Origin of the sequence: Herbaspirillum sp., from assembly GCF_017744395.1 — a bacterium.
Taxonomy (GTDB): domain Bacteria; phylum Pseudomonadota; class Gammaproteobacteria; order Burkholderiales; family Burkholderiaceae_D; genus Herbaspirillum.
This window is the reverse complement of sequence record NZ_JAGIBI010000009.1, coordinates 57,052-79,856: the sequence shown is the minus strand read 5'-3', so window position 1 is coordinate 79,856 and position 22,805 is coordinate 57,052. Positions and strand designations below refer to the sequence as shown.

The window sequence follows — 22,805 nt, the reverse complement described above, 5'->3', positions numbered from 1 at the left end:
GATTAGTAAGTCGGCACTGCCTTGCGGAAGGCCGAGCGGCCAGCCAGGATGTAGAACGGCGCATTGATCACCGGATCATCCTTAAAACTGAAACGGCTCGGATTGTCCGGGTCTTGCTCCACCACCAGCGTTCCTTTGTAGTACGCATAAGCCTGTACCCAACCCAGCTCTTGCATCAACCGGTTCTTGTACAGCGACAGCAGGTATGCGCGTACGCTGTCTTCCGTGGTGATCTTGAGGCCAGGCCGGTAACCTTCGTTGGTTTTGGCTGCGGTCGACCCACGGAAACGCTTGATGGCGCCCATGCGCTGTTCGTAACGGATGCGCTCCATCACCTCGGCCACGTTGATGTCCAGGAAGGCATCGTCGGCACTGCCATCCGAGCGCCTCTGATACATCGAAATGAGGCGCTTGATGGAGCAAGAACCATCGGAACCGACTTCCATGACGGACATGCCTTTGAACAGCAGGCTGTTTCCCTGGGTGAAGTCGTTGTAGCTCTGTTCGCCCTTCACGTCGGGCAAGGTGATACCTTCCAGAGAAGTCACCGGATTGTTGTACAGGCTCACCGATGCGGCCGCAGCCAATGTCGCCGCGACTTCCCAGGTGGACTTCGGTGAGAACCCGATCCACAGGCTGGCGATATGCTCGAAGTTCTTGATTTCACCGTATGCGGCCGCCGCCGCATAGTCACCACGAAACGCCGTGAAGGCACGGAAGCCGGCCTGGATTGGCACAGCGTAGCGACGTTGGCTTTCGGTATGCCAGGCCGCGAGTGTCGCGGCATCATTGATACCGAGGCTGACATAGCGGAACCAGCGCTTGCCGATGATTGACGGCAGATCACCAGGAGCAGGATCACCGGCGCCGCCGGCCATCGCGCTCAGTGTCAGGCTCAGACCTTGGGGCGTGCTTTCCCCGAACCAGTTCAGGCGCATGTCGATGTTGTTGCCGCAGCTTCCCTTGTGACGGGCCTTCAGCGTCACAACGCCGGCGGCAGCAACGGCAGTGACCGGGATATCGGCGCCTGCATCGGTGATCGCCTGGGCAATTGCAGAGGCGATCTGATCGACGGATTGACCGGTGGCGATGCCAACCGAAACCAGCTTTTGCGCAAGATAGAGTGCCAGGGTGCCATTGGCCGTCGCCACCGCTGTTACGGTGATGGTGCCAGTTGCCTGAACACCTGCCGGATTGTCAGCGTATGGCAGGATGAACAGATCGAAGGTCGGGTCTTTCTTCCGGTAGGCCGCCGCCATCTGCGCAATCATGGAGCCGGCGCCTGCCTTGGTCTTGGCATCTTCCGGGCTGGAGATGCGCACCACCTCACCAGCGGCGGCAGTGCCGGTCGGCAGCTTCTGGCCGACCAACAGCACGGCCGGCAAGTCGCTGGACAAACCAGCCTGGCTTCCGTCGATTTCGATGTAGGCACCGGGGTAACGCAATGCGGCCGGCACTTCGTTGAAGGAAATGGTCACGGTCTTTCTCCTATGTAGTTCACGCTGTCAAATGGCGGTGGATCAGGTAAATAGTTGGTAATCAGTGCTTCAAACTCATAGCGATCCCGCCAGTACAGGTCGCCATCGGTGTATTCCAGGACTTGGCCGCCAGCAAACTTGAGCGGCTTTTCTTTGCCATTGCCGGTTTGCATCTCCCAGCCCAGCAGCAACCCTTTAACCGCCTGGCGGTATTTCAGCAGCAGGTCATCCGTGTCGCCCTGGGAATGCGTCCTGGCGTTCTCGATAGCGATCACGACATCGAAAGCCAGCGTTACATCCTCGGCCCGTTCGCCGGCATGTTTTACCTTGTCGGCCGCACGCACGATCCAGGCCGCAGGCAGTGGAAGCGATTCCGGGCGGATGCGGGCAAATTCGGCGGCGCCGGCCACCTGGCGGAACCAGATGCCATCAAAGCCGGTAGGCTTGGGCGTCAGGTGTTTAATCAACGGGGTGAGCGAGATCACAAGCCCACCTCATCATCCTCAGACCAGGCCGAGCGGTAGCGACGTGAACTGCTGCTGATGATCGCCAGGTCATCGGACAGCACAGGATCAGTTGCTGCAGGAGGGATCAGATTGACCTCGCCCTTGCTGTGCGACTTCAGCGTAGCGATAGCGCTTTCATACGCATGCTTCACATCGTCGGTCATGCGCTCGGCACCCTGCAGGTAATAAAGCGCGACGGTCGATGCCAGCCGAGACAGCAGAGTGGTTTGCACGGCCTCAGGAATGCCATACGACAGGATCAATGCATCAGCATCGTGCAGCGCCTTGTCGATAGCATCCAGGGCCAGCGCCAAGGCATTTTGTTCTTCCTGGGAATACTGCGAAACATCGCCTCCCGAGATCGCAACGCGCAGCGCTTCATCCGGCACCATGTCCATGTCGGCTGGCACGGCCAACTGGCCGAGCCGTTTGGCATTGCTGCGCGCCAGCAGATCAGATCGGGAGGCGAAGGCCATTACTTACCTTCCGATTCACAGCGTGCGACTGCGGCATCACGCTCGGCCGCAGTCACCGGCGAACCCAGGATGGCGGCAATGGCTTCGGTTTTGGGCAGGCCGGCGGCTGTCCACAGGCTTTCATCATTGGCGTCCAGTTGGGCAATGGCCGCCAGGATATCGCGCAGACGTTGCACTGCTGCGTCCGCGAATGCCGCCGTTGCGCCACCGGCACCAGCTCCTGCAGGAGCGACAGCCGGTGCCGTGACACTGGTGCCGGTGAGTGAGCCACCGGCTTGGCCGTTGGATGCGCCCGAGTTGACTGCGCCATCACCGGAACCGGTGGGTGCAGTTGCTGGAGTACCGGCTTTCTGGCCTGGCTGCGAAGTGGAACCGGCGCTATCACCTGCCTGTTCGCTTTCTTCGTAGTCTGCCGGCTTCTCGACCGATACTTCCAGCATCTGCTCTTCTGCCAGGCGGCGGGCGGTGGCTTCATCAATATCCACCAGCTTCTGCCATGCCTGGGTAAAACTGATCGCGCAACGATGGAAGGTTTCAATACCCTTCTTCGGATGCACACGTGCGTATAAGGTAACCATCACTTTCTCCGTTGTTTGTTTCTGCTACTGGGGAGCCGAACCCGGCCGGACAATTCCGGCCGGGGCAGCTACGGCTTCGCGGGATGTATATATAGTTAGGAAACCTGGCCGGATTACATCCAGGGCGTGACGATCAGTTGCACCTTGTTGTAGTTGGTGTTGCTGGCGCCGGCAGCGTTTTGCTGTGCCTTCAACAGCGCCTCGGCCTTGGATTGCAAATCGGGGCCAACCAGCAAGGTATCGCCCACGATGCCCAGCTTGCGGTTGCCGTCACCCTTCATCTTCATCATGGCGCCGTAGGCTGCATTGAAGTTGTCGGCGGTCAGATCGGCCTTGGAGCCGAATGCGCACTGGTAGAAACCGTAAGCCACTTCACCGCGCCAGCGGCCGCCGAAGCTGTACATGTCGTAGTCGAAGACCTGGCTGTTTTGCAGCGACGTGAGGCTATCGAAACGAACCGGACTACGCTCCTGCAGGTAAATGGGAGAAGCGGCGCGCTTGGTGCAGAGCAGAACCCAGGGGGCGCCAGTTCCTTCCTGCATGTTGCTTTGGGTAGTGGGAACGCCGGAGCCATCTTCGTTTGGATAAACCGGGTGATCGGTATCGAAGAAGTACTGGCCGTCGTAGCAGAGCGAGTTGAAACCAGCAACCACTGCCTGAAACACCAGGTCGTTCAGCAGATCGGTAGCTGCCTGTCCGTGGGATTCGGCGATGCCACCGTATTGGCCCACGTTGTCGTCTTCGATGTCTTCCACCTTGATATCGATGGTCGTTTCGAATTTGCGGTTGACAACGTTGTAAGCCGTTTCCGACAGCACCTTGTGCAGACGCTTGCCGATCCATTCGCGGAAGGCCGGGAAGGCGGAGAGCCATTCGTAGGTGTTGGATTTGCCATCGCTGGTGATCGCCTTGGCGATCTTCTTCCAGTCTTCATTCGACAGTTTCAGGCCCGCGTTAAAACGGACTTTGAGAGTGGTTTTCAACGCATCGAACTGCGCTTGCGTCATTTGGTTGAGGCCCATTTAATTCTCCAGATATTCTCAAATTTCGAAATTTAGAAAACAGCGCGCACGAATGCGCCGTCAGCCGGCTTTCTTCGCTGCCAGGTAGTCTTCGTGGGAGACGCCCATGCGGGTGCAGTACGCAATCTCGGTATCGCTGAGACCAGTACCGCTACCGCCGTGACCTTCGGCCTGACGGGTCAGCAGGGCCACCGGTTTCAGGGTGTCCAGGAAGCGGGTCAGTTCGGCCAGCGGCAGGGACTTGGCGAATTCTTCCTGGGCCGGGATCAACTGGCCGGCTTTCTTGGCATCATCGATCAGGGTTTCTTTCTTGGCCTTTTCCGATGCCAGCGCAGCTTCGGCTTTTTCTTTCGCGTGACCATCGACCGCCACCTTCAGCTCGTCGCGTTCCTTGGTCAGCGCCGCCACATTGACAGCCAGGCCATCGCGTTCGGCAGTCAGCGCTGCCACCTTCGTATTCAGGGTGTCGCGCTCAACCGTGAGCGCCGCCACCTGCTTTTCGTCAGCCATCTCGGCCTCCTTTTCGTGGGTTGGTGAAAAAAAATTCTCTCGGGCCAGTGCTACCAGCGCTTCAAGCCCATCCAGGCCGGGGGTATTGGTCAGCGTCACCGACAGCAGTTCCAGCACGGCGCCCGTACTGGCGTCATAGGAGAAAACCGAACTGACGTAGCGGACTTTCTTGTCGAGGATCAGTTGGGCGGTATCACCCACCCAGGAGATATTGGTGCCGTACAGACCCGCGCCTTCGCGCCATTCCAGAGTCCGTGGAATCCAGCCGGCGGCCTCCACGCGCTTACCGTTCTTTTGGGCGTACAGACTCTGATGCTCAAAATCGATCAGGATGTCGTTCTTGCGAGAGGCCGCCAATGCGATCACACGAGAAGCAATATCGGCGTCCAACCGCCAGGCATCGCAATCCTCCGGGCGGCCATCCATTGATCGGAATTCACCGGCCGGCAACAAATGGGCTTCGGTCGTGACCTGACCATCGGCACCGACGCCCAACTCAAAGGCCAAGGCGGCAATGGCGGTATGAACAGTTTTGATTTGCGACACAGAGTGCTCCTAAGCAGATGGGAGCATTGTGTTCGCGGGGTGAAATTGGGTCACCGCTGGAAATTTTTACAGCGATTTTTGGAAGAAATGCCCCGAGGCGTTTTGGGGCTTCCGAGGGGGAAGGTGGGGCCGTCCTATTCCCGACCCGCCAAAAACCGTTTTTAAACGGCTTTCGAACGCAAACAGAACGATTTGAGGGGGCTAGGAAGCCCAGCAAATGATTCCTGGGCTTAGAACAGGTCTAATTGTGGGTTGTCATCATCTTCCCGGATGATGTTCAGGATTTGGCGGGACGACAGCCCATTGCTGCGGGCCAGCTTACTGATACTGGTATGGGGGCGCTCTTCCCGGATTTGGGCATTGCGCATTGCCGCCAGGATGGTGGCGAGTTTATCGACCTTCGGCAACCAGCAGCGGTTGGCCGTATCAAGATGCGGCGCCAGGGTGACACGCAACCGGGCCAGTTCATCCGCCTCCAAGCCCAGCGTAGTGCTACGGTAGGCCGGGATGATGACATTGACCCCACCGTGCAACGCCAGCCAATCTTTCGCCCGCTTGAAGCCCAGCGCACGAACAACAGCACGCAGCACTGGCGGCAGCGTTTTAACCAGTTCCGGGTCAACATTGGGGAAAGAGAGTTCTGTCGTCATAGTGATGAGCGTGGTTACTTACGGTCTAGCCATTTCTTAAGCGACTCAATGATGGTTTGGCATTCCTGGACATCCAGGCTGTCCAGGTCAGGCACCTTGTCGTGGCCGAGTTGACGGGCGCAGTACGCCAGCAACGCGCTGCGCGTAGCTTTTTGCACCTTGCCGGCCTGGCCGAGTCGCCCCCACAAGCGCACGATGTGCGCGATCTGCGGCGGCACGGTCTTGGCGCCGGATTTGCCCTGGGAGAAAACCTTGCGTGTACGCTCCCAGCCGCGCCCCTGGTAATCGCCCAGGGCGCCATTGAGTTGTGGGACGGACATGGTGGTGGCGGAGATACGGCCATCCACGGCCGTGGCGCCGTGACGCACCAACAAGTCCTGGTGCGACTCGGCGCTCCAGCCCGGTAGGTTCTTCATGGCCCAGGACTTGGCGATGCCAAGTAGTTGGCGGTGGTGGGTGATCAAGTCGCTCATGCTGCCGCCTCGATCAGCACCATTTCATCACCGGCAATACCATGAGAAAGATGGGCATCATCCCCAGCTCGTACACCCGCCACGATGGCATCAATATCCTTGCTGCTCGCCTTACGCCCATCATTGCGGTCGCGTGGAGAGAACTTCCCCATCTCAGGATAGTGAAGCCCCATAAAGGCCGCGATGGTTGAATCCCGCTCCGGGTTGATCGCCAGGGCGCGTACCTTGCTCTCGACGGCATATACCCAGCCCTTGCAGTACAGGTCGGCGCGGCGAGTCTTGTTGGCCGGCTTGATGCGCTTGCACTTCTCCTTGATATAGGTGGTGCGGCAGCGACGCAACTGGCGGAAAAGCACCGTGAAGGCATACTGCGCGATTTCAGCGCTGATGCCGACGCCGACGAAATTCCACTTTCCCGAACCGTAGCCAGCCATAAAGATCACTTCGCAACCGAAGGCATCGCCCACCGTCGTGCAAAGGTATGTTTCCCAGGAAGATGGTGTGCGGCTGGCACCAGCATGCGCAGCACTTTCCTGGACTTCGCTGGCTTTGACCTCGACAGCATCGATGCCGTGCGCCTCCATGAGCTTTTGCGCCTGGCGCAGTGCTGCAGCAGCCTCATGCTCGCTGGCGCTGCCAGCCAGCGCCAGGCACTTACGTACCTTGTCGATGATTTTTTGGCGCGGAGAGGAATGATTCATACTGGTCATCTCACACTCCCAACCGAAAGAACTCAACACCGTAGCGCCCCTTGCGGCCGTTGCCCTTCATGCACCACTTCGTCCAGGCAATCAGGGCATCAGCGGCCTTGTGCTGATTGGAGGCTTCTGGAACGCCAGGCACAAGCAGCTTGCCGGCGCTAGCGCCCTGGCCGTGCCGGGAGAGCGCGCCAAGAACAACCTGCAGTTCAGACTTCGGGCCTTGCGCGAAAACGATTGGGCCGGTTCCATCAGGATCATTAGCCGGCGCCTTATCACCGGTCTCGATCAAGCCGCTAGCCCAGCACCAGGCAACTTGTAGGCGCATGTCGTAGTACGTTTTGCATCCGCACTTCGGGCAGACCAATTGCGAAGCGGAGATTTCGCCGCCGGACTTGATCGCCTTGAAGCGCCAGCGCGACTCCATGCACTGATGCCGGCAGCGGGTGCACTTGACCAGGATGTCGGTTTTTTTCGCCATCATTGCTCCGCAGTCTGTTCAAACGGCTCAATTACAAAATCTTCCAAGCCAGTTACGACCGACACACCCGCTACGCCGGCTACGGCCTCAGGCTCATTGAGGATAGCGTCCTTGTTGACTTCTTCCTTGGTGCGCACAAAGCGCGACAGGCCCAGGCGCTTCAAGGTGTCGATGACGGCCTCGGCGCCGGTGATACGGCACGATGGCGGACGCTGGCGCCACTGGATATTTCCGGTGATGAAACCAAAGCTCTTTACCTTGCCGCTGTTGGTCAGCGTGTCGCGGTTGGCTTCGCACCAGGTCTGAACACCTTCCTGCATATTCTTGATGCGCTCTTGCTTGGGCGTAATCAGTTCCTGGTATTTCTGTGTGATGACCGCGATTTCATCGTTCATGTTGGTCTGCAGGCGCAGAACATCGCGGCTGACTTCACCGATCTGGCGAATGGTGGCAGCAACATCATCCTGAGATTGGGCTACCCACTTTTGGGCGGCGGCTTTAACACGTTGTTTGGTTGCCATAAGGGTTCTCCTGGTGGTGATGAAAATGAATTAGTGAATTGGGCCTGCAGGTGCCTGGGTGGATTGCTTGCCGACCATATCCAGGAGCGCCGCAACTTTTTCTGGATCGCCGGCCTTGTGAGCAGAAACCAGTTGATCCAGGAAGACGTTGGTGTTGTGAACGGCGCGTGTGAGCGAATACAACTGCTGGCCGACATCCAGCACTAGGCGATTGCTGCGCGCTAGCTCCTCTCGCAACTCCAGCACCGTATGGAGTTCATCTGGTTGGGCCAGGAATTGGGAAATGGAAGTGAACTGCTTATTCATGCCTCCCTCCAGGTGACAGTGATCCCCATGAACAGTGCGCAGCCGTACTTCACACCGTGTTTCTCGCACCAATACGGCTTGCCAGAGCGATCCAGCAAAGAAGCGATGGAGCCACCGGCGCCACGCTCTACGATCACGGTCGGCGTGTCCGCAAGAATCTCGCCCACGATGCGGTATCCCATCTGGCGCAGCTTGCGCGATGCCGCATTCATTTTCGAAAGGCGATGCGCCACTTCGGCAGTGAGAACCTTGAAGCGTTGTTCTTGGCTCCCGCCCTGGGGAGCCACCGGCGAAGCATCTGAAACAAGATAGGCAACCTTGGTCATGGTCAACCTCACGCGACGGATTGCAGGAACAGGGCTTTCTTCGCCACCGTGTCTACCAGCTTGACGTCCAGGGCGCGATCACGGCGGAACTCCTTGATGCCGGCGATCAAGCCCTCGGTCAACATCCGGGCGCTGCCACGGCAGTAGGCATACAGGCGTTCAATCACATCCTCGGCCACCTCTTCGGCACCGAAGGCGGACTGCGTGAGCGCGGCGGCGTCTTCGACCGTGATATGCCGGATGGTTTCGGGCCAGAAGCCGGTACGCGAACGGATTTGGTCGAACTGGCCGTGTTGCGGCTTGATGAGGCCGGAGAGGTGTTCAGTGCCGGCCAGGACGATACCGATGTTCGCCAGATCGCGGATACGGCGGATGGTATGCAACTGGTGCGGCGTCAGCGTTTCAGCCTCGTCCACGATGATGAGGCTGTCGGTGTCACGCAAGCTGGAGACCACTTCATCGAACTTGTCGGCAATGCTGCCTTTCTCCACGCCGGCCACCATGCGCGCCAAGCGTTTGATGAGGCTTTGCGGCGTCATCGTCGGCGTGGCCTCGATGATGTAGGTGTTCGGATGGGTAGCGGCATAGCGCTTGATCGCAAAGGTCTTGCCCGTACCAACGTAGGCGGAAAGCACCGCGAAATTGCGGTTGCGGCGCGCCATGTCGCAGCCCAGGTGCATCAACTTGAACACGCTGGTTTCAACGGGGGCCATGACATGACCGCTGGTTTCATCAGCGTGACGCATTGCCGAACTGATGGCGGTGAGCAGCTTGGCCGGGCTGGTGGCATACACGCCCTTGATGATCTGGTTCAAGCTGCTGCCCGAGATACGCGCCAGACGGGCCAGCGCAGCTTGCGTGTACTTGCGGTCAACGATCCATTTCTGAATGTCCTGGATCACACCGATATCGGCCTTGGTGTAGTGGTCGGGCCAGTTTGCAATTTGTGTCATGGTTTTCCCTGGTTAAAGGTCAAAGAGTTCGATTTCATCGTCGTCAGAAGCGGTCGTGCCGATCTGCCTGGGCGGCTCCATCTCCACCACCAAGCCGCTGACGGCGGCATCAACATCGATCAGCATGCCGGCGCGGGCTTTCTGCTCCAGCAGCTTCTTCTCAAGACGGCCCGCGGCTGATTCAAGCGCCTTTTGCGTCTTGTCAGCGAGGAAGGAGTCGCCAATCACACCAATGGCTTCGACCAGTGGCGCATCGCAGATCAAGCGGCCATCTTCCGTACGGACGGCAATGGTGCGGTGATCCAGGATGTCGTATTCGACCAGTACCGACTTGCCGTTCCAGGCATGCAGATCGGGATGGACATAGCGGCGGTTCATCAACTGGATGGACGCACGCTGTACCTTGCGCCGCTCGCTGGGGCGCGCCATTTCCATCGCGGTGGCATGTGGCGGGATCGGGTCTAACTCGGCCCATTCCTGCGCCCTGGTGGCGTACTTGTTCTCGGGATGCAGACGCTGGTGGTAGTCCGTCGCCAGCCAGTGTTCGTAAGCGTCGATGAACTGCGCCAAGCTGGGCAAGGTCAGCCGGCCGGCTTTCACATCGCGTACGGTCTGGTTCAATGCGTCGCCGGCCATGTCCGGGCCGCAATAGAACTGCGGCTGCCACAGCTTCAAAAAGTCGTCGCGGACGATGCGGTGATACCGCTCCACATGGCCCTTGCCACGTGGGTTATATGGCAAGGAATGCACCACGGCTTGCACACCGGCGCGTTCGTAGTAGCTGGTGCCTTCCAGTTCGGTGAGCCGGTTCTTGTAGCCGGAACCGTTGTCGATGTAGAGCAGCGGCGGGACATGGTTCCAGCGCTCGAAGATGCCAGCCCATCCCATCATCACGTCATAGCCGCCCTCGTGCGCCATGATCCGGTACCCGACCAGGTAACCGCTCTTGAGGTCGATCACGTGCATGATTTCCGGGCGCCACAGTTCGCCGGTCATGGGGTGCGCCAGATATACGTCGGCACGGTAGCCGTCGGCCATGTAGATCGAACCGGCCTTCAAATTGCGTGTATGGCGCTTCGTGAAAGCGGTTTGCTGCTGCTTGTACAGGTTATGTCCCAGGCGCGCCGCAGAGTTCTTGCCGGCTTGCGAGGGCAAAGCATCCAGGTAGCCATAGACCTGCTCATAGCTGCAATCGAAGGCCCACACGCGGCACAGTTCACGGTGTACGGCTGCAATGCTGGGCTTGCTGGGCAGGCTGTACAGTTCCACGGCCTTGGCCTCCCAGCCACCCTCGGCGCGCACACGGCCACGATGCCTTGGCGCCAGCGCTGCCTTGCCGCCGGCACGATCCAATTCGATCCAACGGTAGAGCGTGCTGCGGCTGATGAAGGCTTGCGCTCCTTTGATCGACAAGGCGATCGCATCCTGCAGGGCCGGATGTAGCGCGCTATTGCGGAAACGAATCTCCAGTGTGGTGATCGCCATGTCCAGACTCACGCCCGGCGCCGCGATGATGCGCAGCGCCTCGACAATCATCTTGCGCTGATGCGCTTTAATGGCAGAGCGCGTCGTCGGGTTCGGTGCACCGGATGCCAGCAGTTCGGTGCGCGTTGCCAAGCGCGCAGGATTGGTTGAGGAAACAGGAAGGCGTGTATGCGACGCCACGGACAAAGCGCGTGATGATCCTGCCATCTCAGGCTCCTTCCTGTGTTACCAGGAACTGATCGCCGTCTTTCGCCGCAGCGATTGCAACATGGCGGCGGCGATCTGCTTCAAGAGAGGTTGCAGCCAGGCGCGTGATGTAGCTGTCTTCCGACATGGCAAGGGCTTCCTCATCGACCATTGCCAGCATCTGCGCGAGGTCGGATTCCTGTCCCACCAAGCGATCAAGCCAGATATCGACGCGGCGCATACCGGCCAGATTACTCGACAATTTGAGGTCAATCACAGCACGCCGCACATCATCGCGCAGCATGCACAAGCTCTTGGGACGGTTCCCCTCGGCCAATAAGCCGCTGATCGCCTGCACCCTGGTTTTACCGCTTTCCATCTGCTCGCACACTTCGCGGCAGATAGCCAGCCTTTGCAGGGCCGGCACCTGGTGTTCAATGGCAACGACATTCCAGCGCAAGAATTCGTCGCAATGTTTGGCGTGGTCGGCTACATCAATGACCACTACTTCCATGAGCGCATCAATGCGCTCGCGGGCGGCATCCGTCAGAAACGAAAAACGATTGGTGCGCAACAACACCAGCAACTGACTGGGTGTATAGCGATAGGTGTTCCAGGACATATTTCCTCCCTGTTACTTCTTGTTTTTTGCGCCCTTAGGGGGGCGGCCACGGCCACGCTGTGCAGACTCATTCGCGTCAAGCTGAATCTGCTGGTGTTCATTGATCAGGGCAGAACGAAGGACTTCGACTTCGCCCAGGAACCAAGTGGCCTCTTCCACGGTGAGGGTACCGGCCATGAACTTGGTAATGTCCTGCATCGTCGGCGTATCGAATGCGCCCATCGATTCGAGGCGATCAAGCAAGATGCGAGAGCGCGCATGAATCGCCTGCGCGGCAAAGCAAACGCTATGCAGTTGCGCCAGGTATTGCTCTCCCTCTGTCGTATCCGCATTCATCTCACTGGCCATCTTGTCCAGGATGGACATGGCGCTGGAGCAATGCATGTCCATTAGCGCTGCTTGCTGGCGCACGACATTGGTTTCGGGGGAGTAGGCACTATTGCCCGGCACGGCGGAACGCAAGCGCTGGAGCAAGTCATCTTTCTTCTCCAGTTCCTGTTCCAGACGATTGGCGCGCTTCTGCTCGGCGCGGGCATCTTCCATGCCATCAGCTTCCAGCTTGCGCACACGCTCGCGCAACTCGCTGGCGCTCATGCGGTCGATGTCGTCCATCTCGGCAAGTTGCTCCAGTACGTCGTCGTCGTGGGTGACCAGTTCCAGGAAGGCGCTCGCGCTTTTGACCTGTGTCGCCAAAGTCGCCAAATTGGCGACTTTGGACACTTTCGTCGCAGCTTGCATGAAGCGATTAGCAGAGCGGTCCGAAATGCCAAGCAATTGGACTCGTGACATGAATTCACCGTGGGGAGCTACCTCTTTAAGCAACAGCAAACGCTTGCCCATCTCCAGCAGGGATTCCACGGTACGACGCTGGTAGAAGCGGATGCCATCTTCGAGACCACCTACGGACAGAGGGCCGTCGTATCCTAACTCTTGGGCCAAGGCCGAAGCCTTCGGATTGACCAGCACAGCCACATCGGCCGAAGCAGGTTTGCCCATTTCAATAACTTCCGCTGATGCGGGCTGCTTGGCAGCATTGCGTTTCATACTGGCCCCCATCAAATAGTTTTACGTTTGATGGCCTTGGTGCGACGAAGCACTGGGCGGTCAGATGGCGGCCAGATTTTATCGATAGGCTGCTTGATGATTTTGGCAATGTAAGCCTGAATCCGGGCGGATTTGGCTCGACCACTAATCACCTGACTTACGGTGGAACCTGCCACCTTCAGGTCATCGGCTGCCATAGCAGGAGTCTTACCTGCCATGCGCATTGCCGCTTTAATCTGTTCTGGGTGCATAATCTCTCCTATTAGCCTAATTTGTTAGGCAGGTTTCCGATGCTCAAATTGGAGGGCATCGAATTAGACACCATTATGGTTCCATTTTTGGAACCTGTAAACACTTTGGTTCAATAAATGGAACTATTCGAACGATTAAAGCAGGAGAGAGAGCGTCTGGGATTAACACAACCTCAGATGGCTGAAATGCTGGGTGTGGGCAAAACTACGATCATTCGTTGGGAACAAGGGGCGAGTGCGCCTGATGCTATCCAATTGCAGACTTTTTCCAATGAAGGCGCAGACGTTCTTTATATACTGACCGGTCAGCGCAGCCGGCCTATAGCTCCAACAGTAGATTTGGAACCCGAATTAAAGACCCTGATAGATGACTATCAGCATTCGGATGCGGAGGGCAAAAAGATCATTCGGGGGGTAGCCTTACAGGCGGCGCAAGCTAAGAAGACCAAACGGAGGGCGTAAGGGAAAATTGATCCGTGTGGTGACATCCATGAATGACCCACCGGATGATCCCGATCCTCCGAGACCTACGGCACGGATCATTCCTTTGCCATGTTGGTTTAGCGTTGAAAGTACAAGCTGGGGGGGCGGTATCCAGTATTTATGCTGGGCCGCTGTCAAAAAAATTAAAAACTGAAACGCCAATAAGAAGAGCCGCCTACGTTGTGGAGACGTAGGCGGTATAAATCATCAATAACTCTTACAAGGCAAATTAATGAAACACCTTTTGAAAAATATTCTTTTTCTACTATCAGTTATCCCGGCTATGACACTGGCCGCACCACCTACTCAAACTAAGTTCCTAAAGAGCTATAGTTCGGCTTCTCAAGAAATGACACCTGAGTTACAGACCACAAGCTGTACATCTAAACCGATTGTAAAAGTGCCGGGAAAAACAATTACGGAATGCCGTTTAAACGTGGGAAATTCACTCTTGACGATAGACAGCATGAACAACCAAGTTACAGGTGTTTGGTTGATGCTTGATTCTCAAAAATTGAATCCCTCAAGCGATTTGATTCGTACAGGTGGAATGCTAATACGTGCTATGCGTGGCAGTTATTACGGAGATTATCTTGCTGTATCTGCTAGTGTTTTTAGTGCGTCTTCTAAAAAGAAGTGGAAGGAGGTTTGCACAGACGATAAAGACTCATCATCCCGCGTTTGTGTTTCATCCGATGATGGAAATATTTTCAACATGACACTCACTCCGAATCTGTAACTCTTGCGGGAATTATTTCCAGCCTAATCAACTTCCTCACGCACACGTAATCTCCGGTCATCACCCAACCGGAGATTGCAATGAAACTTCCCCGCCTTTTCTGGTGGCTGTTTGCCACCGTTGTCTTGCTGGCCTTCATTGGCCTGTTCTATCCAACCCAACTTCCCGTCAGCCTGTACAAGCTGTCTCTGGTCACAATGGCCGGCGTCATCGGCTATTGGCTTGACCGTTCCCTGTTTCCCTATGCTCGCCCGGACAGTTTCATCGAACCGGATGATGGCGCAGAGCCTTGCAAGGAATGCGGCGTCGGTGAACCAGCGGATGGAGACCGTGCATATATGCCGTGTTCCATCGCTTTCGCTGCGGCCATGCTCCGGCGCGCACTGATCGTCGGTTGCGCCATGATCGCCATCGGCCTGGGAGCCTGACATGCGCGACAAAGTGGCTGGTTTCTTACTGTGCCTGGTCGTCAATTTGATCAGCCAGACATTTTTCTCGGCATTCGTATTTGCGCAGACCATCCCGGCATCCGCAGCAAAGTACCGTGGGGAACTGGTGCGCGCAGCGCATGCAGGCTGGGGGCTGGATGCACCTGTCGCAGTGTTCGCCGCACAGATTCACCAGGAAAGCGGCTGGAACCCTGAAGCCGTCTCACAAGTTGGCGCCCTGGGTATGGCGCAGTTCATGCCGGCGACGGCGCGCTGGTGGTGTGAGACGAACGGCATTGCATCCAGTGCTTGCGCGCCGAAGAATCCAACCTGGGCAATGCGTGCCTTAGTCGGCTATGACCGCTGGCTGTTTGACCGTGTACGTGGGCTGAATGAGTTTGATCGATTGTGGGCCATGTCGCGCTCCTATAACGGTGGCCTGGGGCATTGGCAGCAGGAGGCAGCGATTGTCCGGCCTGCCATCGATCATCAATCGGTTGATGCCGCCTGCGGAAAAGCCAAGCGCCACCCATCTTTCTGCCGCGAAAACCTTGACTACCCACGGCGCATCTTGATCGTGCTACAGCCTCGCTACCAAGGCTGGGGCCGTAGCGTCATGGAGCCGTCTACTTGACTGGAGAAATCCATGCCATCCCAAATTATCTCGATTGATGCAATCACTCAGCATGCACGGCAAGCCGCCTATCGCGGCTTACCGAAGACTGTTTGCCCATACCCGGAAGAATCGCCGGCAGCAGCATGCTGGCTGCTGGAACACACCGATTCTCAAAAGAAGATGGCCGTTGTTTCCAATGGCGAATGGTCTTTGCCATCCACAACGTTCCGCTTCAAATGCCAAGCTATCCAGATCGCACCATGAAGAATCCTCTCATCATCATTAGCCTCCTGATTGCCTTGGCATATGCCGTCTTCAGGTATGGCGAACATGAATACAGCAGCGGTCAAAAGGCCGAAAACTCTTTGTGGCAGGAGAAGGAAAACGCCACGCTGACCAGGGCCAATAAGCGGATCAAGGAACTGGAAGAGCAGGCCCGCGCTGATGAGGCCAAGCATGCCAAGAACATGTCGGCAATCTCCACCCAATACCAAAAGGATTTGAAAAATGAACGTCTCGCAAAAGATCGTTTTATCGCTGCTGTGCGCTCTGGTGAACTGCGCTTGTACGACCCTGCCGCCGGCGCAGCAAACAGCAATGGTGCCGGTGGAAACCAAACCTGCTCAACTGACGCCAGCGCCGGCGGACGTGATGGTGCCACGCGAGGCCAACTTTCGAAGCCGGCTTCTGAATTTCTTCTCTCCCTCGCCGGAGAGGCCGATGAAGTCGTCCACCAACTGACGGCTTGCCAGGCAGTGGTGGCCGCTGATCGAAAAATGAAGGAACAAGAATGATCCGGGAAGACGTCATGCAATGGTCGTTATTGCTGGGGGTTGCCAATTTCCTCCTGACATGGGGCGTCGCGCTCTACATGTACCTGTCGAACAAGAATAAGGCCACCAACGCACGCATCGATGCGCTGGAGGCCAAGGTGACCGCATCCATCATCGACCACGGTAACCGCTTGACCAAATTGGAAGGAGGGCCGACTCATCAAGACCTCGGGATGATTCACGAAAAGATCAATGAGGTATCGACCGAGGTGGCAATGCTGAATGGCACGGTCACCGGCATGAATCGCCTTTTAACCAGTATTGATGAACATTTACGGAGGCGTGGATGATGAACGATTACGAAAAAATGCAGCGCGCCGATCTGCGCTTGCGCGTGCTGCAGGTGCTTGCATCCGTTCCTGGCTATCGCGCCAATGAAAGCATGGTGCGCCAGCAGCTTGCCGAGCGCTATGCGCATGCGCTGTCCCAGGATGCCTTGCGCGGCGAACTAGCCTGGTTGAATGAGCAAGGCTTGCTGGCATACCAGGGCGCCGATATCGTCCTGGCCTCGTTGACTCAGCGCGGCCAGGATTGCGCTGCCGGCCTGACTCAAATTCCTGGCGTGAAACGTCCGGGCCCGGACGAAATGCTGATGGCCGCCGGTATTGGCCTGTTGAGGCAACTCTGATGGCACACACTCAGGAAACCCGCGACAAGGTGCGCCAGCTATATGTCGAGGGCATGCCCTTGAATGGTGCTGCCGTTACCTGCGGCGTGAACTATGAGACGGCGCGCAACTGGAAGAGCCGCGCCCAGGCCAAGGGCGATGACTGGGACACGGCCCGAGCCGCCTATCGCGTCAGCGATCAAGGCCTGGACGACTTGAACAAGCAGCTTGTGGAAGATTTTGCGCGCCAGGTGATCACCACCACCCGCGAGTTGGAATCTTCCACCATGCCGGCGGGAGATAAAGCCCAACTGCTGGCCCAGTTGGCTGATGCCTATGCCAAGTTCAGCAAATCCTTCAGTCGCCTGAATCCGCAATTCTCCGGCTTGTCGGTGGCAATGGATACTGTCCAGGTAATTGCGACGTTCTTGCGTCGCAATGATCCCGATGCTTTGACCGCTCTACAGCCGCACTTTGAGGAGATTGCTGCCATCCTTGGGAAGCGCCATGCGTGACAATCTGGACTGGTCAGACGAATACGGCGATCTGGTTGAGGTCAAGAATCTCAAAGAATTCCAAGATCGCATGGAGCGGCTTTCTGAAGAGCTGCGCCAAGCCATCGAATTGGAATGTGAAGCCTTTCCGGTTGATCCGGTGGCTAGTAAGACCCGTCGTGTGCGCGCTGTGGGCGATTATCAGTTCTTTTGCCAGACATATTTCCCGCATTACGTTCCAACACCGTATTTTTCGCTGTTTCAGCAGTTCGCATTCAAGCGCCTCCCGGAAGTGATTGATGGCCCGAGAGATGGCCGCGAAGTTCACGAAGCACCTCGCGGCGAAGCGAAATCTACTTACGAAACCCAGCTTAACGCTCTGTGGAACATTTGCCGCGCTAATTACCTTGCTGAACTTGTTCCCCATGCCTCGAAAAAGGCGCGGAAGTGGATGATTGGCATCGTGATGAATACGCTGGAGCAGTCCGCCGAAATGCTGGAATCAATCAAGGCCGAGTTGGATAGCAATCCGCGTATCGCAGCGGATTTTCCGAAGGCGTGCGGACGGGGGCGTACCTGGCAGGCAACAACGATCATTACTGCCAATGGAATCAAGATTCGTGTCGGTGGCACAGGCAAGAAAATGCGCGGCATGAAGAACGGCCCACACCGCCCTGACCTGATTTATCTTGACGACTTGGAGAACGATGAAAACGTCCGAGACAAAGAGCAGCGCGACAAGGTAGAAGACTTTGTGCTGAAGGCCATTCTTGGCCTGGCCGGCCCAGCCGGTGGCATGGATGTGTTCTGGGTCGGCACCAGTCTTCACTACGACGCCGCGATCAATCGCGTTTCTCGTAAGCCAGGCTGGCGCCGAAAGGTGTTCAAGTCATTTATGCAGTGGCCTGATCGCATGGATTTATGGGAGAAGTGGGAGGGTATTTATGCCACTTCTTCGGAAGATGAAGATGAGCGTGAAGCCGCCGAGGCCGAAGCACTGGCCTTTTATGAGGCCAATAAAGAAGCAATGAATGCCGGCGCCATCGTGTCCTGGCCGGAAGTGCGCCCGATATATCGCCTGATGTGCATGCGAGCTATCGACCACGATGCGTTCAACCAGGAACAGCAGAACGAAGCCGGCAACGATGACACGGCACCGTTCAAGACGCTGCAATTTTGGGTAGATCGCCGTAATGATTGGCTGTTCTTTGGTGCCATTGATCCTTCGTTGGGAAAGAAGAACAAAAAGAACGATCCATCTGCAATCCTGGTCGGAGGGTTGAATCGGCAAACGATGGTGCTGGATGTGGTTGAGGCCGATATCTGCCGGCGCGTTCCTGATCTGATCATCAGTAGAGCTATCGAACTGGAAATCGAGTACAGGTGTTTGGCCTGGGGGGTAGAGACCGTCCAATTCCAGGAATTCATGTACACCGAACTGTTGAAGCGTGCCGCGCTGGAAGGCATTGCCTTTCCGGGGGTAGGCATGGATGAGAGCGTGGAAAAGGAACTGCGAATTATCAGCCTGCAGCCGCACGTACGCAACGGAAAAATTCGCGCCCACCGTTCGCAAAGCACTTTGATTGAGCAGTTTAAATTCTGGCCGGAAGCCTCGCACGATGACGGCCCGGATGCCTTGGAAAAACTCTGGCGCCTGGCAAACCAATATAGCGGCGGCGAGTGGTTGTACACCTCTGCCGCACCGTTACGGCGGGATCGCCGTAGTACTAGCCGCGTCAGCGGCCACTCTGACGATTGGGATGATGATGATTAAAGGAATTACCGCCATGCTGTCTCGCGCCAATAAAGTGGTGCGTACCGGTCTGGATAAATTGCAAGCAGGCGCCCGTTCCACGCAGGGCAATACGCTTAATTATGCGTCGGTCAACACGCTTGACCCATCTCGCCTGGCATCCGCTTTCGCGGCAGCCGATGAAGGCTTCATTACCGATCAAGCTGCGCTCTTCGAGCTGGTGGAAGAGCAAGATCCTCATATCTTTTCGGAATTGGCGAAACGCCGCCGTTCCGTGACGGGCCTGGGATGGCAATTGCAACCGGATGACGACGCAAACCAATCCGAACTGGATCGCACCACCGAGTTGGCCGACATGCTGCGCAATATTCCGCGCTTTGAAGATGCGCAATACGATCTGACGGATTCTGTCGGCAAGGGATTCTCGGCGCTGGAGATCGACTGGAAACCAGGTAGTACTTGGCTACCGCAGAATCTGTTTTTGGTGCCGCAGCGGATGTTTCAGATTGACCGTACAACGGGCGAAATGCAGTTTCTGAAAATGGGGATGCCGGAACCACTGCGGCCGTGGGGATGGATCATCCATGAGCATCGCGCCAAATCGGGTTACATCGAACAGGCAGCGCTTTTCCGTGTTCTGGCCTGGACTTATGCCTATAAGGCGTACAACGTGCGCGATATGCAACGCTTTCTGGAGGTCTATGGCTTGCCGTTGCGACTGGGTAAATATCCTGGCGGCATCCAACCCAAACAGCGCGACGAACTGCTGCGCGCCGTGCGCAACATCGGCCACGATGGCGCTGGCGTCATCCCCGACACAATGAAAATTGAATTCGTCCAGGCGACGAAGACTGGCACGGTGTCTGACTTCCTGTCGGCCATTGAATATTGGGAGCGTAAGCAGTCGCTGGCGATCCTGGGTGGCACGCTGACCAGCCAAGCCGATGGCAAGACTTCGACCAATGCCCTGGGAGCGATTCACGACAAAGTGCGGCGCGAGATCATGTTGCACGATGCGCGCCAGATCACTCCCAGCATCAATAACTACTTGGTACGGCCTATTGCGCTGGTCAATGGCATGTTCCCTGAAGATCGCCTGCCGAAATTCTGCTATCTGACGGAAGAAACTGTCGATCAGAGCAAGATGGCCGATGTGCTGACCAAAGCCGCCGATATCGGCATGGAGATTGATGTCGAATATGCGCACCAGGTGATGCAGATTCCTCGGGCGGACAAGAAAGCGAAAATGCTGGTGCCATCTAGCCGGGCTGTTCCTCAGACACCTGCAGGCGCTTTGACACGCCTGGCTGCACTCACCGCCAGTCGTCAAGCCGATCCTGATGTCGCATCGGCTTACACGGCCCAACTGGCGGCGCTGTGCGCGCCTATGGAGCAAAAGGCTATCCAGCAGATCGCCGCCATCATTGCCGAGTCTGGTGGCTTTGAAGAAGCGGTAACCAGGATCGAAGCCTTGAGCGCCAATAACCCGGCCTGGGCGCAAGCGATGGCGCTGGGTATGGAAGCTGCCACGCTGGCCGGCATGGCGGCTGTCGCATCCGATGGTGAGGAATAGGTATGGCGGCTTCTCCGGCACGCCTGCAGTTCTCAGAGGCGATCGATTTTTTTAAAGGGAAGCTGCGCCTGCCATCGTCTGGCTGGACGGACATTTACCAGCAGCAGCATAGCCATGCCTTCATCGTTGCCGGTGCCGCTAACGATGCTCTGGTCGAAGATTTTTACAACGCTGTGCGCCAGGCGCAGGAAGGTGGCACCGGTTATCCGGCGTTTCGCCAGCGGTTCGGGGAGATCACCGCCAAGTATGGCTGGGCGCACAATGGTTCGCCTGGCTGGCGCAGCAAAGTGATCTACGATACCAATATCACCCAGGCGTACAACGCCGGCCGCTATAAGCAGATGATGGATGTGGTGCATCTGCGGCCATTTTGGGAGTATGTACACACCAGTACCGAGCATCCGAGACTGCATCACTTGGCCTGGAACGGTACCATCCTGCCAGCAGATAGCCCCTGGTGGAATACACATTTCGCATCAAACGGCTGGGGCTGTAAGTGCAAGATTATCTCGCTGTCACGTGGCGAGGCAAAACGCCGGTGGGAAGCGAAAGGGAATGCCGGGCCAGACGATCCGCCACCGATTGAATGGGAAGAGCGCATCGTTGGCAAGAATGGCAGCAATCCGCGCACGGTACGCGTTCCCAAGGGCATCGATCCAGGCTTTGCCTATAACCCTGGCAAAGCCTGGCTGGAACCGCAAACTGTACCGCCGCTGCAAGGCTATGGCGCTGTGCTGAAGGAGCGTGGCGCAAGCTGGCCGACAGGTTTTACGCCGCCGGCCGCACCGGTACCAACCTCGGTGCCGAAAAGCCTGCTGCTGGCACCGAATACGCCTCCCGAAGCTGCTGTAAAGGAATTTCTGGATGTCTTTGGTGCCAGCATGGAGCGCGGCGCTGCTTTTACCGATGCGGCCGGCACTACGATGGCAATCACCAAGGCACTGTTCCAGGACGGCGCCGGTGAACTCAAGTGGCTGACCAATCCCGACAAGGCTTCCAGGCTGGAATACACCTACTTGCTGGCGATGACGCTGGTCGAACCGGATGAAATTTGGTGGAACTGGGAAAAATCCCGCGCCGAGAATGGCCGCTGGCTGCTCAAGCGCCGATATTTACGCGCTTTCGAGCTGGAAGGCAGCGGTGAATATGGGGTGGTAGCGTTTGAATGGGGAAGAACCGGCTGGACAGGCTCTACAGCGTTCGTTCCTGACCGGAAAAGCCCGGAAAATCGGGCCGCTTACTTCGACCGGCAGCGTATCGGCCGCTTGCTGTTCAAGAAATAAAAAACGCGGCCACTGTCCTGGGCCGCGTCATGTGGCCGCATTGTGGAGGGGCTGGACAGAGCCGCTCTCGCTGGCACCACAGGAGCAATCTTATGCAATTTACCGTTGAATTTCAAGCTGACCACCTGACGGCCGTCATGGAGGTGATTCGCCAGGAGGTAGCCACGCCCCAGCAGATGCTGGGCAGCATTGGCGAAACGCTGTACAACGCCAACCAGCACCGCCACGCCCAAGGCTTGGCGCCCGATGGGTCGCCTTGGAAGCCGCTGGCACCAATGACGCTCGCCAACCGCCGGGGAAGCCGCATGCTCTACGGCCACGGCGATATGCTCGGCAGCTTCAATTATCAGGTGCAGGGTAACAACTTGCGACTGGGGTTCAGCGATCAAAAGGCGGTGTGGCACCATGATGGGACGCGCCCATATGTCATTATCCCGAAAAAGGCAAAGGCGCTGGCTTTCGCAGGGATGTTTAGAAAGCGGGTGAATCATCCCGGTCTGCCATCCCGGAAACTCGTTGGGTTCCCGGCCTCGGATCAGCAATTGACCGGTGAACTGATTCAAGACCATTTGACGCTGGTTTTAAATCGGGTTCGACGCCCGGGCAAATGATCTTTAAAGATTGCTGCCTGGATGGAAAAGTCGGTATAAATTAGGAGTGTGGCGGTCGAATATTTGGAGTTTTCTCGGTATTTATTCCGATTTATTTCCCGCTTTTATCCCAAAATCAAAATTTATTCCCAAAAGCAGGATTCCAGCAGCGGCGCGGGTTTCCTCAAAATCTTCGGGCCAAAACCTATCCCATTTCTTGGACTACCCTACTCCGCTGCCGGAGGAGGGAGCGGGCAAGAAGGAGCGCAAGGTGGAACGCGCGCCCCTGTGATG

31 protein-coding genes are annotated in these 22,805 nt (G+C 57.1%); 13 read left to right on the top strand and 18 right to left on the bottom strand.

Annotated features, from left to right (window positions below; translation table 11 throughout):
• Positions 1 to 2: 2 nt before the first annotated feature.
• The 18 genes from J7548_RS19120 to J7548_RS19035 form a co-directional block, all read right to left on the bottom strand.
• Positions 3 to 1,478, bottom strand: coding sequence for a phage tail protein (locus J7548_RS19120; RefSeq protein ID WP_290977741.1), 1,476 nt, complete (start codon positions 1,476 to 1,478; stop codon positions 3 to 5).
• A complete protein-coding gene (locus tag J7548_RS19115; protein ID WP_290977739.1) occupies positions 1,475 to 1,963 on the bottom strand; it encodes a hypothetical protein in 489 nt (162 codons plus the stop codon). The genes J7548_RS19120 and J7548_RS19115 overlap by 4 nt, the downstream gene beginning before the upstream one ends.
• The gene (locus J7548_RS19110; RefSeq protein WP_290977737.1) at positions 1,960 to 2,460 is read right to left on the bottom strand and encodes a phage protein Gp36 family protein; all 501 of its coding nucleotides are present in this window, start codon (positions 2,458 to 2,460) and stop codon (positions 1,960 to 1,962) included. The genes J7548_RS19115 and J7548_RS19110 overlap by 4 nt, the downstream gene beginning before the upstream one ends.
• A complete protein-coding gene (locus J7548_RS19105) occupies positions 2,460 to 3,038 on the bottom strand; it encodes a hypothetical protein (RefSeq protein WP_290977735.1) in 579 nt (192 codons plus the stop codon). Before J7548_RS19105 ends, J7548_RS19110 begins: the two co-directional genes overlap by 1 nt.
• A gap of 113 nt (positions 3,039 to 3,151) precedes the next feature.
• Positions 3,152 to 4,060 (bottom strand): Mu-like prophage major head subunit gpT family protein, encoded by a 909-nt coding sequence (locus J7548_RS19100; protein WP_290977733.1) that lies wholly within the window; start codon positions 4,058 to 4,060, stop codon positions 3,152 to 3,154.
• Positions 4,061 to 4,120: 60 nt separating this feature from the next.
• Positions 4,121 to 5,116, bottom strand: coding sequence for a phage protease (locus tag J7548_RS19095; RefSeq protein ID WP_290977731.1), 996 nt, complete (start codon positions 5,114 to 5,116; stop codon positions 4,121 to 4,123).
• Positions 5,117 to 5,346: 230 nt separating this feature from the next.
• Positions 5,347 to 5,766, bottom strand: coding sequence for a DNA-binding protein (locus J7548_RS19090; protein ID WP_290977729.1), 420 nt, complete (start codon positions 5,764 to 5,766; stop codon positions 5,347 to 5,349).
• A gap of 14 nt (positions 5,767 to 5,780) precedes the next feature.
• Positions 5,781 to 6,239, bottom strand: coding sequence for a regulatory protein GemA (locus J7548_RS19085; protein WP_290977727.1), 459 nt, complete (start codon positions 6,237 to 6,239; stop codon positions 5,781 to 5,783).
• On the bottom strand, positions 6,236 to 6,949 hold the full coding sequence (locus tag J7548_RS19080) for a DUF2786 domain-containing protein (RefSeq protein WP_290977725.1): 714 nt from the start codon (positions 6,947 to 6,949) through the stop codon (positions 6,236 to 6,238). The genes J7548_RS19085 and J7548_RS19080 overlap by 4 nt, the downstream gene beginning before the upstream one ends.
• Position 6,950: 1 nt before the next feature.
• Positions 6,951 to 7,421, bottom strand: a complete 471-nt coding sequence (locus J7548_RS19075) for a hypothetical protein (RefSeq protein ID WP_290977723.1) — start codon at positions 7,419 to 7,421, stop codon at positions 6,951 to 6,953.
• Positions 7,418 to 7,939, bottom strand: a complete 522-nt coding sequence (locus J7548_RS19070) for a host-nuclease inhibitor Gam family protein (protein ID WP_290977721.1) — start codon at positions 7,937 to 7,939, stop codon at positions 7,418 to 7,420. Before J7548_RS19070 ends, J7548_RS19075 begins: the two co-directional genes overlap by 4 nt.
• 30 nt (positions 7,940 to 7,969) lie before the next feature.
• Positions 7,970 to 8,245 carry a hypothetical protein gene (locus J7548_RS19065; RefSeq protein ID WP_290977719.1) on the bottom strand — a complete coding sequence of 92 codons (276 nt, stop codon included), beginning with the start codon at positions 8,243 to 8,245 and terminating at the stop codon, positions 7,970 to 7,972.
• Entirely contained in the window at positions 8,242 to 8,571 is a 330-nt protein-coding gene (locus J7548_RS19060; RefSeq protein WP_290977717.1) for a hypothetical protein, read from the bottom strand. The genes J7548_RS19065 and J7548_RS19060 overlap by 4 nt, the downstream gene beginning before the upstream one ends.
• An 8-nt stretch (positions 8,572 to 8,579) precedes the next feature.
• Positions 8,580 to 9,524 carry an AAA family ATPase gene (locus J7548_RS19055; RefSeq protein WP_290977715.1) on the bottom strand — a complete coding sequence of 315 codons (945 nt, stop codon included), beginning with the start codon at positions 9,522 to 9,524 and terminating at the stop codon, positions 8,580 to 8,582.
• A gap of 12 nt (positions 9,525 to 9,536) precedes the next feature.
• On the bottom strand, positions 9,537 to 11,216 hold the full coding sequence (locus tag J7548_RS19050) for a Mu transposase C-terminal domain-containing protein (RefSeq protein ID WP_290977713.1): 1,680 nt from the start codon (positions 11,214 to 11,216) through the stop codon (positions 9,537 to 9,539).
• Between the two features lies 1 nt (position 11,217).
• Positions 11,218 to 11,817, bottom strand: coding sequence for a hypothetical protein (locus J7548_RS19045; RefSeq protein ID WP_290977711.1), 600 nt, complete (start codon positions 11,815 to 11,817; stop codon positions 11,218 to 11,220).
• A gap of 12 nt (positions 11,818 to 11,829) precedes the next feature.
• Positions 11,830 to 12,861 carry a hypothetical protein gene (locus J7548_RS19040; protein ID WP_290977709.1) on the bottom strand — a complete coding sequence of 344 codons (1,032 nt, stop codon included), beginning with the start codon at positions 12,859 to 12,861 and terminating at the stop codon, positions 11,830 to 11,832.
• Between the two features lie 11 nt (positions 12,862 to 12,872).
• Positions 12,873 to 13,112 carry a helix-turn-helix domain-containing protein gene (locus J7548_RS19035; protein WP_290977707.1) on the bottom strand — a complete coding sequence of 80 codons (240 nt, stop codon included), beginning with the start codon at positions 13,110 to 13,112 and terminating at the stop codon, positions 12,873 to 12,875.
• Between the two features lie 117 nt (positions 13,113 to 13,229).
• Between J7548_RS19035 and J7548_RS19030 the strand changes: the two genes are divergently transcribed.
• From J7548_RS19030 to J7548_RS18970, 13 genes are all read left to right on the top strand, one after another.
• Entirely contained in the window at positions 13,230 to 13,574 is a 345-nt protein-coding gene (locus J7548_RS19030) for a helix-turn-helix transcriptional regulator (RefSeq protein ID WP_290977696.1), read from the top strand.
• Positions 13,575 to 13,827: 253 nt separating this feature from the next.
• A complete protein-coding gene (locus J7548_RS19025) occupies positions 13,828 to 14,334 on the top strand; it encodes a hypothetical protein (RefSeq protein WP_290977694.1) in 507 nt (168 codons plus the stop codon).
• 80 nt (positions 14,335 to 14,414) lie between these two features.
• Positions 14,415 to 14,762, top strand: coding sequence for a putative holin (locus J7548_RS19020; protein ID WP_290977692.1), 348 nt, complete (start codon positions 14,415 to 14,417; stop codon positions 14,760 to 14,762).
• 1 nt (position 14,763) lies between these two features.
• Complete coding sequence (locus J7548_RS19015) at positions 14,764 to 15,396, top strand: transglycosylase SLT domain-containing protein (RefSeq protein ID WP_290977690.1); 633 nt, start codon at positions 14,764 to 14,766, stop codon at positions 15,394 to 15,396.
• 12 nt (positions 15,397 to 15,408) lie between these two features.
• On the top strand, positions 15,409 to 15,642 hold the full coding sequence (locus J7548_RS19010; RefSeq protein WP_290977688.1) for a hypothetical protein: 234 nt from the start codon (positions 15,409 to 15,411) through the stop codon (positions 15,640 to 15,642).
• Positions 15,639 to 16,172 (top strand): lysis system i-spanin subunit Rz, encoded by a 534-nt coding sequence (locus tag J7548_RS19005; RefSeq protein WP_290977686.1) that lies wholly within the window; start codon positions 15,639 to 15,641, stop codon positions 16,170 to 16,172. Before J7548_RS19010 ends, J7548_RS19005 begins: the two co-directional genes overlap by 4 nt.
• On the top strand, positions 16,169 to 16,501 hold the full coding sequence (locus J7548_RS19000; protein ID WP_290977685.1) for a hypothetical protein: 333 nt from the start codon (positions 16,169 to 16,171) through the stop codon (positions 16,499 to 16,501). The genes J7548_RS19005 and J7548_RS19000 overlap by 4 nt, the downstream gene beginning before the upstream one ends.
• The gene (locus J7548_RS18995) at positions 16,501 to 16,839 is read left to right on the top strand and encodes an ArsR family transcriptional regulator (RefSeq protein ID WP_290977683.1); all 339 of its coding nucleotides are present in this window, start codon (positions 16,501 to 16,503) and stop codon (positions 16,837 to 16,839) included. Before J7548_RS19000 ends, J7548_RS18995 begins: the two co-directional genes overlap by 1 nt.
• Positions 16,839 to 17,333 (top strand): DUF1804 family protein, encoded by a 495-nt coding sequence (locus tag J7548_RS18990; protein ID WP_290977681.1) that lies wholly within the window; start codon positions 16,839 to 16,841, stop codon positions 17,331 to 17,333. Before J7548_RS18995 ends, J7548_RS18990 begins: the two co-directional genes overlap by 1 nt.
• Positions 17,326 to 19,086 (top strand): phage terminase large subunit, encoded by a 1,761-nt coding sequence (gene terL, locus J7548_RS18985; RefSeq protein WP_290977679.1) that lies wholly within the window; start codon positions 17,326 to 17,328, stop codon positions 19,084 to 19,086. The genes J7548_RS18990 and terL overlap by 8 nt, the downstream gene beginning before the upstream one ends.
• Positions 19,073 to 20,638 (top strand): DUF935 family protein, encoded by a 1,566-nt coding sequence (locus J7548_RS18980; RefSeq protein ID WP_290977677.1) that lies wholly within the window; start codon positions 19,073 to 19,075, stop codon positions 20,636 to 20,638. Before terL ends, J7548_RS18980 begins: the two co-directional genes overlap by 14 nt.
• Before the next feature lie 2 nt (positions 20,639 to 20,640).
• A complete protein-coding gene (locus J7548_RS18975) occupies positions 20,641 to 21,921 on the top strand; it encodes a PBECR2 nuclease fold domain-containing protein (protein ID WP_290977675.1) in 1,281 nt (426 codons plus the stop codon).
• Between the two features lie 92 nt (positions 21,922 to 22,013).
• Positions 22,014 to 22,532: a phage virion morphogenesis protein gene (locus J7548_RS18970; RefSeq protein WP_290977673.1), complete on the top strand. Its 519-nt coding sequence runs from the start codon at positions 22,014 to 22,016 to the stop codon at positions 22,530 to 22,532.
• Positions 22,533 to 22,805: the final 273 nt, after the last annotated feature.